The following is a 12,530-nucleotide window of genomic DNA, read 5'->3' as shown; positions in this document are numbered from 1 at the left end:
GGTTAGCTTCCCGGCATGCCCTCCCGCCGTTCACTCCTCGCCGGCGGCGCGGCCGCCGCGCTGGCCGCCCCGCTCCTGCCCGCCCCTTCCGCCACCGCCGCCGCTCCGGGACGGCCGGACGGCCGGGACGTCGTCCCCGGCGCCGATGTCGCCGCCGCCCGCGGCTGGTCCATGCTGCGCGGCCGCAAGGTCGGCGTCATCAGCAATCCCACCGGTGTCCTGCGCGACACCGGACACATCGTGGACTCCATGGCCGCGCACAGCGAGCTGGAGATCGTCGGGGTGTTCGGTCCCGAGCACGGCTTCCGGGGCAGCGCCCAGGCGGGCGGGTCCGAACCGGAGTTCACCGACCCGCGCACCGGTCTGACGGTGTACGACGCGTACGGCGCGGGCGCGGCGAAGCTGGCCGAGCTGTTCACCAGGGCCGGGGCGGACACGATCGTCTTCGACATCCAGGACGTCGGCGTCCGCTTCTACACCTACATCTGGACCATGTACAGCGCGATGGTCGCCGCCCGCTCCACCGGCGCCCGCTTCGTGGTGCTGGACCGCCCCAACCCGATCGGCCGACGGGCGGACGGCCCGCTGATGACCGAGGAGTTCACCTCGGGCGTCGGCGCCGAGGTGATCATCCAGCAGCACGGGATGACGGTGGGCGAACTGGCCCGCTATTTCAACGGCGAGCTGATGCCCAAGGAGGGCGAGGGCGGGAAGCAGTCGGAGCTGGAGGTCGTGCCGGTGCGCGGCTGGGACCCGTACTCCACCGCGCACGGCAACGGCCTGCCCTGGGTGCCGCCCTCCCCGAACATGCCGACCGCGGACACCGCCGTGGTCTACGCCGGGACCGGCTACTTCGAGGGGACCAACCTCTCGGAGGGGCGCGGCACCACCCGCCCGTTCGAGTTCGTCGGAGCGCCGTACCTGGACCACCGCTACAGCGACCGGCTGGACGCCCGGGAGCTGCCGGGCGTGCGGTTCCGCGAGGGGTACTTCGCACCGACCTTCGGCAAGCACACCGGTACCACCTGTGCGGGCGTCCAGATCCACCTCACCGACCCGCGCCGCTACGAGCCGATCCCCACGGCGGTGGCGATGCTGGTGGAGGCGCGCCGCTACCCCGGTTTCGCCTGGCGCCAGGACTCCTGGGACACCAGGCGCCCGTTCTGGATCGACAAGCTCTCCGGGTCCCCGCGGCTGCGGGAGATGATCGACGCGGGCAAGGACGCGGACGAGGTCGTAGCCGCCTGGCGTGAGGAGGTTCGCGCCTTCGAGCGGACGCGGCGCGCGTATCTGCTCTACCGCTGAGGGGTCTCGCGGAGCGAGCGGCGGCCGGAACGGGCGAGGCGCCGGCGTGCCTCGCTCCCGCCCCGGGCCGGCGCCACAGCTTCGTCACCAACGGCTGCGCCGGGGCGCGCACCGTCCGGGTGGTCCAAGCCGGCGGCACGCACAGCCCCTGCCGGACGGTCGAACCGAGGACCACCGCCACCTTCGCGGGCTACGGCCCGGACGACGGCCACCCGGTGCGCATCGACCTGTGCGAGCCGTGAGCACCGGAGGCGGGCGCGATCACGGGCGCCGCCCCGGACACGGCCGTCACAGGGCCTCGGTGAACGCGTTGTAGGCCCGTCGGTCGAACAGGACGAAGCGGATCTCCTCGAACGCCCCGGCCGCCTCCTCCCACCCGGTCTCCTCCCGCACCGCGCGCAGGGCGGTGCGGGCCCCGTCCTCCAGCGGCCAGCCGTAGACGCCCGTGGATACCGCGGGGAAGGCGACGGTGCGGGCGCCCAGCCCACGCGCCACGCGCAGCGACTCCCGGTAGCAGGAGGCCAGCAGCTCCGAGCGGTCCTCGGCCGCGGACCAGACCGGCCCCACCGTGTGGATCACCCAGCGCGCGGGCAGCCGGCCGGCCGTGGTGGCGACCGCCCGGCCGGTGGGCAGACCCCCGCGGTAACGGGAGGCGCGCAGGGCCCGGCACTCCGCGAGGATCTCCGGACCTCCCTCGCGGTGGATCGCCCCGTCGACGCCTCCGCCGCCCAGTAGGGAGGAGTTGGCGGCGTTGACCACCGCGTCGGCGGACTGCTCGGTGATGTCGCCCTGGACCAGCCGGATCGTGACCATGGCCCCATCCTGCCCGTTGCCGCCCCGTTCCGAGGGCGCTACCGGGCGGTGCCGGATGGTACCGGGCGGCGTCAGGGCATGCGAAGTCCGGCCGCCCAGGCCAGACCGCCGAGCAGATGGCGCCGGAAGCCGGGGGCGGTGTATGCCTCGGGGCCGTGTCCCAGGGCGGTGCGGAAGGAGCGGCCTCCGGTGTTTCTCTTGGCACCGGGCCAGCGGGGGGTCCTTCCCCGTCCCGCCGCCCTCGTAGGTGGACTCGTCGGCGGAGACCAGCACCCTCACCCGGCCGCGCGGGCTGGAAGCGCATCGCGGCTTTCGGCGGTCAGCGCCTCACCGCTGGTGGAGAGGAAGACCACCGCGCGACAGCCGTCCAGGGCGGCGACGAGGACTCCGGGCTCCACGGTGACCTCCACGGTGAGGCCCAGGCCGGCGCCGAGATCGCGGAGGGGCTCGACGCCGTACGGGATGGAGCCGTGCCGGTAACCGGTGGTCCGGGTGAAGACGAGAATCCGTTCAACGCCCATGGTTCCATGGTCCCCCGCCCCGGCGCCGCGCCGGACTACGCTCGTCGGCATGCCAGCACGTATCAAGGACCTGGTCGTGGACGCCGCCGACCACCAGGCGCTCGCCGACTGGTGGTGCGCCGCGCTGGGGTACGAGCGCCGCGGGCCGATGGGCCAGCCTCCTCCGCCGCCGGAGTGGGCGGTGGCCATCCACCATCCGCAGGACGCCGGGCCGGTGATCTGGTTCACCCCGGCGCCGGCCCCCGGGGCCGGCCGGAACCGGGTGCGCTTCGACGTGTGGGGCGACACCGGCGAGTTCCTCGCGCTGGGCGCCACCATGGTGCGGCGGCAGGACGAGGAGACCGAATGGGACATCCTGGCCGATCCGGAGGGCAACGAGTTCGGCGTGTTCGCCCCGCGCTCCTCCGGACTCCACCTCTCGGGCGGGAGGACCACCCTGTGACGGGCGCCACGGGCCCCATACCCGGTGCGCCCGGCCCCGCGCACGGACTCATCGACACGGTGGCGTGGGTACATCTGCGCGACGGCATGATCCTGGGCGCCCGCACCCGCGGCAAGGACCTCTTCTACATTCCGGGCGGCAAACGCCACGCCGGGGAGAGCGATGAGCAGACCCTGCTGCGGGAGGTCGGGGAGGAGCTGACCGTGGCGATCGTGCCGGGCACGGTCGCCCACGTGGGCACGTACGAGGCACCGGTGGATGTCGACACTCCCCGGGTGGTGGTGCGGATGGCCTGCTACACCGGCGACCACCGCGGCACGCTCGCAGCCGCCGGTGAGATCGAGGAGATCCGCTGGCTGGCGTACGCCGACCGCGCTCTGGTGCCGCCGGTGGACCAGCTGGTCTTCGACGAGCTGCGCGCCGCGGGGAGGCTGTCCTGATCGCTCCCGCCGCCGGACCGTGCCCGGTGTCCCGGTGTCCCGGTGTCCCTCCTCCGTTTCCGGCTCGATACGGTGCGGGAGCACGTACTACTGGTGCTGCGCCGACGGTGGTTCAGGCAGGGGCGGTCTCGACCGCTCCCGGACCGGACCCGGCCGGTCCGGCGGACTCGGCATCTGCCGCCTCGGGGAGGACGGCGTCGCGCCGCAGCAGGGCCGCGTAACGCCCGTCGAGCGCGATGAGCTCCTCATGGGTGCCGCGCTCGGAGATCCGGCCGCCGTCGAGGACGACGATCTGATCGGCGTCGCGGATGGTCGACAGGCGGTGGGCGATCGTCAGCGTGGTACGGCCCGCGGCCAGTGCGTCGACGGCCCGCTGGACCGCCTGCTCGGTTCGGGTGTCCAGAGCACTGGTGGCCTCGTCGAGGATGAGGACGGGCGGGTCGCGCAGAACGGTCCGGGCGAGGGCCAGGCGCTGCTTCTCGCCCCCGGAGAAGCGGTATCCGCGCTCGCCGACGAGGGTGTCGTAGCCCTCGGGCAGCGAGACGATGTGGTCGTGGATCTGGGCGGCGCGGGCCGCGGCCTCGATCTCGGCGTCGGTGGCGCCGGGTCGGGCGAAGCGGAGGTTGTCGGCGACGGAGGCGTGGAAGAGGTAGGTCTCCTGCGACACCACGCCCACCGTCCGGGCCAGGGAGTCGAAGTCCAGCTCCCGTACGTCGACGCCGTCGATGGTGACCCGGCCGCCGGTCACGTCGTACAGCCTCGGCACCAGATAGCTCAGTGTGCTCTTGCCGGAACCGGTGGCGCCGACGACGGCGAGGCTGCCGCCCGCCGGGACGGTCAGGTCGATGCCGCTGAGCGTGGGGGTGGCCGAGTCCGGGTCATAGGAGAAGCCGACGTTCTCGAAGCGGACCTCCCCGCGTGCCCGGTCCAGCCTCACGGGCCGGGCGGGCTCGGTGATGTCCACCGGCAGGTCCAGGTACTCGAAGATGCGCTGGAAGAGGGCGAGCGAGGTCTGCACCTGCACACCGGTGCTCAGCAGTGAGACGGTCGGGCGCAGCAGACCCTGCTGGAGGGTGACGAAGGCGACCAGGGTGCCGATGGAGAAGGCCGGGCCGCCGAGGTGGAGGAGCAGGCCGGCCGCCCAGTACAGCAGCGCCGGGATGGCCGCCATGATGATGCCGATGACCGACATCCGCCAGCGTCCGGCCATGTTGGAGCGGATCTCCAGGTCCGCCAGCCGCTCCGACTCCTCGGAGAAGGACCGGGTCAGGGAGTCGGCCCGGCCCATGGTACGGCCCAGCAGAATGCCGCTGACCGACAGCGACTCGGTCACCATCGCCGACATCGCCGCCATCTGCTTCTGCCGCCGGGTGGCGATCTTCTTGCGTTCCCGGCCCACCCTGCGGCTTATCCAGACGAACAGCGGCATCAGCAGCAGGGAGACCAGCGTCAGCCGCCAGTCCAGCACCAGCATGGCCACGATCGTCGCCACCACGCTGGTGAGGTTGGAGACCAGGGAGGTCGCGGTGGAGGTGACCGTGGCCTGCATTCCGCCGATGTCGTTGGCGATGCGGGACTGGACCTCACCGGTGCGGGTGCGGGTGAAGAACGCCAGAGGCATCCGCTGGAGCTTGGCATAGACCCCGGTGCGCATGTCGTGCATGACATGCTGGCCGACGGTGGTGCTGATCAGTGTCTGGAGGACGTTGAAGACACTGGTCAGCACCGCCGTGGCGATCATGCCCAGGGCGAGCAGGGACAGCAGGCCGGTGCGCTGCTCGGGGATGGCCACGTCGAGGATCTCGCGCAGCAGGAACGGTGAGGCGACCGACACCAGCGAGGAGGCGCCCACCAGCGTCCCCACCACGGCCAGCCGCCCGCGGTAGGGGCGGAAGAGACGCAGGATACGGCGGATCTGGGCGGGCGGCTGCGGCTCGTCCTTCCTCTTCCGCGGTGGGGTCCAGTCGGGTTCGTCGCGGTGCAATGCGCTCCCTCGGCAGACGGCGGGGACCTGCGGACCCACCCGCGGTCGGGCCGGCCCGGGCTCACCAGCCTACGGTCGCCCTCCCTCCGGCCGCCCTTCCGCACCACCCGCCCGGGTGCCGGCGGGCGCAGAGCCGGACCGCGCGCCGTCGCGTCCTCCGTACGGAAAACCCTTTGCCCTTCCACCGGGGATGGCGGAGGGCTTGCACGGTCGGTTCCGCTTTTCCGCCATCGAGACCGTTTCCGGGACGCCATGCGCCTTCGCGATCTTCCATATCCCGATCCCGGCGACCCCGGCGTACGGTCCGGGTTTCACCTGATGCTCTGGCTGTGGCGTTCACAGCTGGGCGGCCTGCTGGAAGCACGGCCCTGGTGGTGTACCAGCCGCTGCTGGGCCGCTCACCGAGCGGCGGTCCGAAGCGGACGGCGCCTACGCCGCGCTGTGACGGTCCGAGAGGAGCAGGGCGGGGCGTGCTGACGGATCCGGCACGGCCGAGGGGGCACGGCCGAAGGGGGGCTCAGCCGAGGAAACCCACAGCCCACAGCCCGCTCAGCCCGCCGGCCAGCATGAAACCGGGCATCAGGACCTGCGACTCGACCCAGCTGCCCGCCTTGAACCGCATGGGCTTGGGGGTTCCCAGCGGATACCAGCGCTTGCTCCCCACGGGTATCGGCCACAGGACCGGGCAGCCGGAGACGGTGACGGCGTCGCCGAGGTCGTGGACCAGGGCGCCCAGCACGATCGGCAGGCCCAGCCACAGATACTCCTGGCCGGGTGCGGTGAACAGCCAGTCCGCCCCGTTTCCGGGCTTGTTCAGGATGTCCGCCAGGATCCAGGCGCTGGTCGCTCCCAACAGCCACACCAGGACATCGCTGGAGACCCGCGCCGCCCGCCACAGCAGGCCCTCGACGGCCAGCACCATGTGGACGAAGAGGATGCCCAGCACCGCCCAGCGCCCGCCGAACAGCGCGAAGGCCGAGAAGCCCGCGCCCATCGCCACCGCCCACAGCCAGGTGTGGGTGAGGGTGCGGTGGCCTCCCGCGCGGCGTGGGTCGCCGGACTTGCGGGTGGCCTTGTAGACCGCGCACGAGAGTTTCTCGATCACCGTGCACAGCCATCTGGAGAACGGACCGAAGGCACGGGAAATCGTCGCCGACTTGTGGTCCAGATCGGGCGCGAGGGCCGCGCCCGCGCAGATCAGGGCACCGACGACCAGGACCGGCCATGGCATCGGCCGGTCCAGTGCGTCCGCCGCCGCTCCCACTCCCAGCCACGCCGCCGCCCCCGACAGTGAATGCGCCGGTCCCATCATGTGCGTCCCCACCCCATCGCTCGCTGTGCCCTCGTGCCGGTGTGCCGGTGTGCCGGTGTGCCGGTGTGCCGGTGTGCCGGTGTGCCGGTGTGCCGGTGTGCCGGTGTGCCGGTGTGCCGGTGTGCCGGTGTGCCGGTGGCACAGCGTAGTGCCGATGATCTTCGTGCGGGCGGCCGGTTCCCACCGGAGGCACCCCGGCAGGCAGTATGGAGGGCGTGACCCTTATCGATCAGATGCCGAGCACCGCAGATCCCGACACTCTCTACGAAGCCTTCTCCGGCTGGGCCGAGGGGCGGGGCATCACGCTCTACCCCGCCCAGGAGGAGGCGCTGATCGAAGTGGTCTCCGGGGCGAACGTCGTCCTCTCCACACCGACCGGGTCCGGCAAGAGCCTGGTCGCGGCCGGAGCGCACTTCACCGCGCTCGCCCAGGACAAGGTCACCTTCTACACCGCCCCCATCAAGGCTCTGGTATCGGAGAAGTTCTTCGACCTGTGCAAGATCTTCGGCACCGAGAACGTCGGCATGCTCACCGGCGACGCCTCGGTCAACGCCGACGCGCCCGTCATCTGCTGCACCGCCGAGGTCCTCGCCTCCATCGCACTGCGCGACGGTGCGGACGCCGACATCGGCCAGGTCGTGATGGACGAGTTCCACTTCTACGCCGAACCGGACCGCGGCTGGGCCTGGCAGATCCCGCTGCTGGAGCTGCCCCAGGCGCAGTTCGTCCTGATGTCGGCGACACTCGGCGATGTGAGCAGGTTCGAGGGGGACCTGACGCGGCGTACCGGGCGTCCGACCGCGGTGGTGCGCTCCGCCACCCGGCCGGTGCCGCTGAGCTACGAGTACCGCACCACCGGTCTGACCGAGACGCTGACCGAACTGCTCGGGACCCACCAGGCGCCGGTCTACATCGTGCACTTCACCCAGGCCCAGGCGGTGGAACGCGCCCAGGCGCTGATGAGCATCAACATGTGCTCGCGCGCCGAGAAGGACGAGATCGCCAAGCTGATCGGCAACTTCCGTTTCACCACCAAGTTCGGCCGGAACCTCTCGCGCTATGTCCGGCACGGCATCGGGGTGCACCACGCCGGGATGCTGCCGAAGTACCGACGGCTGGTGGAGCGGCTGGCCCAGGCGGGCCTGCTGAAGGTGATCTGCGGTACCGACACCCTCGGCGTGGGCGTCAACGTGCCTATCCGCACGGTGCTGTTCACCGCGCTGACCAAGTACGACGGCAACCGGGTGAGGGTGCTGCGGGCACGGGAGTTCCACCAGATCGCGGGTCGCGCAGGCCGGGCCGGCTTCGACACGGCGGGTCTGGTCGTGGCACAGGCCCCCGAGCACGTCATCGAGAACGAGAAGGCCCTCGCCAAGGCGGGCGACGACCCGAAGAAGCGCCGCAAGGTGGTGCGGAAGAAGACCCCGGAGGGCTTCGTCAACTGGAGCGAACAGACCTTCGAGAAGCTGATCGCCTCCGATCCGGAACCGCTCAGCTCCCGCTTCAGGGTGACCCACGCGATGCTGCTGTCCGTTATCGCCCGGCCCGGTGACGCCTTCGCCGCGATGCGCAAGCTGCTGGAGGACAACCACGAGGACCGGCGCAGCCAGCTGCGCCACATCCGGCGGGCGATCGCCATCTACCGCTCCCTGCTGGACGGCGGGGTCGTGGAGCGGCTGGAAGCGCCCGACGCCGAGGGGCGCCGCATCCGGCTGACCGTGGACCTCCAGCAGGACTTCGCACTCAGCCAGCCGCTGTCCACCTTCGCGCTCGCCGCGTTCGAGCTGCTGGACCCCGAGTCCCCCTCGTACGCGCTGGACATGGTCTCCGTGGTGGAGTCCACGCTGGACGACCCTCGTCAGATCCTGGCCGCCCAGCAGAACAAGGCCAGGGGCGAGGCCGTCGCGCAGATGAAGGCGGACGGCGTCGAGTACGAGGAACGGATGGAGCGGCTGGCGGACATCGGCTATCCCAAGCCGCTGGAGGAGCTGCTCCTCCACGCCTACGGCGTCTACCGCAAGAGCCACCCGTGGGTCGGCGACCATCCTCTGTCCCCCAAATCCGTGATCCGTGACATGTACGAGCGGGCCATGACCTTCGGGGAGTTCGTCTCCCACTACGAGCTGGCCCGTACCGAGGGCATCGTGCTGCGCTACCTGGCCAGTGCCTACAAGGCGCTGGAGCACACCGTGCCGGACGACCGGAAGTCCGAGGACTTCCAGGACATCGTCGAGTGGCTGGGCGAAATGGTGCGCCAGGTCGACTCCAGTCTGCTGGACGAGTGGGAGCAGCTGGCCCATCCCGGGGACGAGACGGCCGAGGAGGCGCAGGACCGCGCCGACCAGGTCAAGCCCGTCACCGCCAACGCCCGCGCCTTTCGCGTGCTGGTACGCAACGCGATGTTCCGGCGGGTGGAGCTGGCGGCCCTGGACAAGGTCGAGGAGCTGGGCGAGCTGGACGCCGGGGCCGGCTGGGACGCCGACGCCTGGGCCGAAGCCATGGACGCGTACTGGGAGGAGTACGACGACCTGGGCACCGGCCCGGACGCCCGCGGTCCGAAGCTGCTGCGGATCGAGGAGCGTCCCGAGGACGGTCTGTGGCGGGTGCGGCAGACGTTCGCCGACCCCGGCGGCGACCACGACTGGGGGATCACCGCCGAGGTCGACCTCACTGCCTCCGACGGGGAGGGTCGCGCGGTGATCAAGGTCATCGACGTGGGGCAGCTCTGACGGCCGCGGCCCCGGGCTCGTGTGAGGACGGGCCCCCGGCCGGCGGGGGCGACGGCCGGGGCTCCCCCTCAGGCCGGCTCAGGGGGCGGGCCGACCGCGCCGTGCTCAGTGCCGACGCCAGGCCCAGCCGGTGCCAGAGGATCTCCTCCTCTCCGTCGGCGGTAAGCAGTTCCCGCACGACCCTCCTGGCAGCGAAGGACTCCGGCCGGGCGGTGGTCAGCTCCGGCCGCAGTTCCTCCAGTCGGGCCCGCTCGGCCGGATCCGATACCGCCTCCTCCAGCACCTCTGAGGTCAGTACCGCGGCGTGGGCGGCGGCGACCGCCCACGGATCGTCCGTCCGGGCGGCCGCCCGGGCGATGCGCCGGTTGCGCCAGTGGCGCGGACGCCAGTCCTCACCCTCGGCCAGGATGCGCCTCAGCCCCTCGGGCAGTGCGCCGCGGAGCAGCGCCGGCTGGTGTTCGGCGACCTCCCGCAGCTCACCGGCGAGATAGAGCCAGACCACTGCCCGGTACCGGTTGAGGGAGAAACGCACCGGGCCGAAGCAGCCCGCCCGGGCCAGCCGCGCGAAACGCACCGGGGTGACACCCAGCAGCCCGGCGCCCTCCCGCACGCCGACCAGACGCAACCGCTCACGCAAAGTGGCCGGAAACCCCTTCTCCGCACACACCCGGGTCAGCTCGGCCACCGGTACCCGGCGGTGATGGCTCTCCCGCCTCGGCGTGACCGTCGCCAGCGCGCCCAGCTCCACGGCCAGTTCCAGCTCCCTCGGCCTGATACCCAGCGCCCGGTGCGCCTCGTCCATCGGCACGGCCTCCGCCGCGCCCGTCTCCCGTGCCCCGGCCTTCTCCGCGACCTTCTCCGCCCGTACCAGCCCGACCGGCATGATGATCCCCCGTGCATCTCGACGACTACCGTGTGCGATGAAGGTAGTCCGTTGTCGAGCCGCGCCGGGGTGCCTGTGGAAAACCTGGAGAAAGCCCCGGTGGGGCTATGTCCGGTAACGGTCGGCGCCACCTCGCGGGGCGGTCGGCCTCCGGTCCGTCGCACGGCGGCCGCCGCGCACCGCCGATCAGTGTCCGTTGCGCATGGCCACGCCCAGATGCTCGCCGACCCGGTTCACCAGCAGGGTCGTCTCGTAGGCGATCTGCCCCATGTCGGCATCCGCCTCGGCCAGCACGCACAGACAGCTGCCGTCCCCGGCGGCCGTCACGAACAGCATCCCCTCGTCGAACTCGATCATCGTCTGCCGTGCCCGGCCCACGTGGAAACGCTCTCCCGTGCCCCTGGCCAGACTGTGCAGCCCGGACGCGACGGCGGCCAGGTGTTCCGCCTCGCTTCTTTCCAGACTCTGGGCGGCTCCGGTGACCAGCCCGTCGTTCGAGAGCACCAGCGCATGCCGCACCGAGGGCATCCGCTGTGTCAGATCGTCCAGCAGCCAGTCCAGCTCACTGCTCAGTGCCATACCGGTTCCCCCTTCTCATGGTCACGCGGTGCCAGCCTTACCCACGACGGGCCCCGGGGCAACCACCGATCTCGGCCGCCGGCGGCCAGGCCGGAACCAGAAGGAAACCGGAAGCAGGGGTACCGCGATCAGTCACCGGGAAAGGCACCAACAGTGGACGACGAAGACAGTATGACGGAGTACGACAGGACGCGTGTGCTGGAATTCTTCACCGAGCGGGCCGCCGGCTGGGACGCCCGCTTCCCCGACGACGGGCCCGCCTACGACGCCGCCGTGGCGGAGCTGGGTCTCTTCCTCGGCGACACGGTGCTGGACGCCGGCTGCGGCACCGGCCGTGCGCTGCCCGCGCTGCGCGCGGCGGTCGGCAGACAGGGCACGGTGCTGGGCGTCGATCTCACCCCGGCGATGCTGGAGGTCGCCGTTCTGGCCGGGCGGCACCGCGGCGCACTGCTGACCGTCGCCGACGCCGCCCGGCTGCCGCTGCGCGAGGGAGTGCTGGACGCGGTGTTCGCGGCCGGCCTGGTGTCCCATCTGCCCGACCCGGCCGACGGCCTGCGGGAGCTGGCCCGGGTGGTCCGGCCCGGCGGCCGTCTCGCGCTGTTCCACTCGGTCGGACGCGCCGCCCTCGCGGCCCGCCGCGGGCGCCGGCTCAGGCCCGACGACCCGCGGGCCGAGCCGAACCTCCGCCCCCTGCTGGCGGCCGCGGGCTGGCGCCTGGCCTCCTGCGCCGACGAGGACCACCGCTATCTCGCGCTGGCCGTACGCACCTGAGCGCCGCACCGCTCCCCGGCGGCACGGGCCGCGTCGAGGACCCCAGGTGTGTCCTCGGTCCCTCGACGCCGCGCCCTCCCGTGGCCGGGGTGCGCGGACGATGTCCGGAGGTTCCGGAGAGGAGGCCGAGGCCCGCGGCTACACGCACTGCCCGCCGCCCGGCCGGATCCGGTCCGCCTTCGCCACCGGGGAGGCCCGGACCCTGCGTGCGGACGGGCCCGGCTGGAGCCTGGTGGCGCGGACCGACGACATCGCGTTCGTCCTGCTGGACGACGAGCCCGGCGAGGTGCTTCCGGTGAGCCGCGGACCGGAGCTGCCGGAGTCGCTCGGGGCTCTGGACGAGCTGGCGGTACGACCGGACACGACGGCATGGATCCGGGCCGTCCCGCGCGGGCCGCCCGGCGTGTGCGGGGTCAGCGTCCGAGCTCCTTGCGGCCCGCCCGTCGCACCCTGCGCCGCTGCGAGGGGTCGAGCGCCAGGTAGGCGATCGCCGGCACGCCGACCACGACCGCCAGTGCCAGCAGGAAGCTGCCGGTCACCGCCCACAGCAGCAACCCCACCACCACGCCGCCGACTGCGATCTTTCCACGGTTGGTCATCTTCCACGCCTCCTCGGGCGGCGGTGCGATCGCCGCTCACTTCGGAGAACGTACGCACGGGCAGTCTGGTTCCGCCCCGCCCCGCCGCGCGCCGCGCCGGAGAACGGGACGGGGGCGGGGGGGGGGGGGGGGGGGGGGGGGGGGGGGGGGGG

Annotated in this window: 13 protein-coding genes and 1 pseudogene; 6 read left to right on the top strand and 8 right to left on the bottom strand. The window is 72.2% G+C overall.

Features of this window, described 5'->3' with window-relative positions:
* Positions 1 to 15: 15 nt before the first annotated feature.
* Positions 16 to 1,305 (top strand): exo-beta-N-acetylmuramidase NamZ domain-containing protein, encoded by a 1,290-nt coding sequence (locus LJ221_RS07425; protein ID WP_241714796.1) that lies wholly within the window; start codon positions 16 to 18, stop codon positions 1,303 to 1,305.
* The gene (locus LJ221_RS07420; protein ID WP_241714840.1) at positions 1,302 to 1,547 is read left to right on the top strand and encodes an alpha-amylase; all 246 of its coding nucleotides are present in this window, start codon (positions 1,302 to 1,304) and stop codon (positions 1,545 to 1,547) included. The genes LJ221_RS07425 and LJ221_RS07420 overlap by 4 nt, the downstream gene beginning before the upstream one ends.
* Before the next feature lie 46 nt (positions 1,548 to 1,593).
* On the opposite strand, the gene LJ221_RS07415 is transcribed toward LJ221_RS07420, so the two are convergent.
* From LJ221_RS07415 to LJ221_RS23650, 3 genes and pseudogenes are all read right to left on the bottom strand, one after another.
* Entirely contained in the window at positions 1,594 to 2,118 is a 525-nt protein-coding gene (locus LJ221_RS07415; protein ID WP_241714794.1) for an O-acetyl-ADP-ribose deacetylase, read from the bottom strand.
* 71 nt (positions 2,119 to 2,189) lie between these two features.
* Positions 2,190 to 2,303 (bottom strand): annotated as a pseudogene (locus LJ221_RS23655) (ThuA domain-containing protein); the annotation flags it as partial.
* Positions 2,304 to 2,393: 90 nt separating this feature from the next.
* Complete coding sequence (locus LJ221_RS23650) at positions 2,394 to 2,639, bottom strand: ThuA domain-containing protein (RefSeq protein ID WP_308314735.1); 246 nt, start codon at positions 2,637 to 2,639, stop codon at positions 2,394 to 2,396.
* A 49-nt stretch (positions 2,640 to 2,688) separates the two neighbouring features.
* Between LJ221_RS23650 and LJ221_RS07405 the strand changes: the two genes are divergently transcribed.
* A complete protein-coding gene (locus LJ221_RS07405) occupies positions 2,689 to 3,081 on the top strand; it encodes a VOC family protein (RefSeq protein WP_241714792.1) in 393 nt (130 codons plus the stop codon).
* Between the two features lie 86 nt (positions 3,082 to 3,167).
* Positions 3,168 to 3,521 (top strand): NUDIX domain-containing protein, encoded by a 354-nt coding sequence (locus LJ221_RS07400; protein WP_241714839.1) that lies wholly within the window; start codon positions 3,168 to 3,170, stop codon positions 3,519 to 3,521.
* A 112-nt stretch (positions 3,522 to 3,633) separates the two neighbouring features.
* Here LJ221_RS07400 and LJ221_RS07395 read toward each other — a convergent pair whose 3' ends face one another.
* Together LJ221_RS07395 and LJ221_RS07390 are read right to left on the bottom strand one after the other, a co-directional pair.
* Positions 3,634 to 5,505, bottom strand: a complete 1,872-nt coding sequence (locus LJ221_RS07395) for an ABC transporter ATP-binding protein (protein WP_241714790.1) — start codon at positions 5,503 to 5,505, stop codon at positions 3,634 to 3,636.
* A 517-nt stretch (positions 5,506 to 6,022) separates the two neighbouring features.
* Positions 6,023 to 6,817: a metal-dependent hydrolase gene (locus LJ221_RS07390; RefSeq protein WP_241714788.1), complete on the bottom strand. Its 795-nt coding sequence runs from the start codon at positions 6,815 to 6,817 to the stop codon at positions 6,023 to 6,025.
* Between the two features lie 215 nt (positions 6,818 to 7,032).
* On the opposite strand from LJ221_RS07390, the gene LJ221_RS07385 reads away from it, so the two are divergent.
* Positions 7,033 to 9,546, top strand: a complete 2,514-nt coding sequence (locus LJ221_RS07385) for an RNA helicase (protein ID WP_241714786.1) — start codon at positions 7,033 to 7,035, stop codon at positions 9,544 to 9,546.
* Here the strand turns inward: LJ221_RS07385 and LJ221_RS07380 are convergent.
* On the bottom strand, positions 9,524 to 10,429 hold the full coding sequence (locus LJ221_RS07380; RefSeq protein ID WP_302851962.1) for a DUF6397 family protein: 906 nt from the start codon (positions 10,427 to 10,429) through the stop codon (positions 9,524 to 9,526). The genes LJ221_RS07385 and LJ221_RS07380 overlap by 23 nt on opposite strands.
* 186 nt (positions 10,430 to 10,615) lie before the next feature.
* Positions 10,616 to 11,008 (bottom strand): roadblock/LC7 domain-containing protein, encoded by a 393-nt coding sequence (locus LJ221_RS07375; protein ID WP_241714783.1) that lies wholly within the window; start codon positions 11,006 to 11,008, stop codon positions 10,616 to 10,618.
* Positions 11,009 to 11,179: 171 nt separating this feature from the next.
* Here LJ221_RS07375 and LJ221_RS07370 point away from each other — a divergent pair, with 171 nt between their 5' ends.
* Positions 11,180 to 11,779: a class I SAM-dependent methyltransferase gene (locus LJ221_RS07370; protein WP_241714837.1), complete on the top strand. Its 600-nt coding sequence runs from the start codon at positions 11,180 to 11,182 to the stop codon at positions 11,777 to 11,779.
* 413 nt (positions 11,780 to 12,192) lie between these two features.
* Here LJ221_RS07370 and LJ221_RS07360 read toward each other — a convergent pair whose 3' ends face one another.
* Positions 12,193 to 12,378, bottom strand: coding sequence for a hypothetical protein (locus LJ221_RS07360; protein WP_241714781.1), 186 nt, complete (start codon positions 12,376 to 12,378; stop codon positions 12,193 to 12,195).
* Positions 12,379 to 12,530 lie beyond the last annotated feature (152 nt).

The organism is Streptomyces sp. CNQ085 (genome assembly GCF_022614595.1).
Classification (GTDB): Bacteria; Actinomycetota; Actinomycetes; order Streptomycetales; family Streptomycetaceae; genus Streptomyces.
This window is presented reverse-complemented; position numbering and strand designations above follow the sequence as displayed.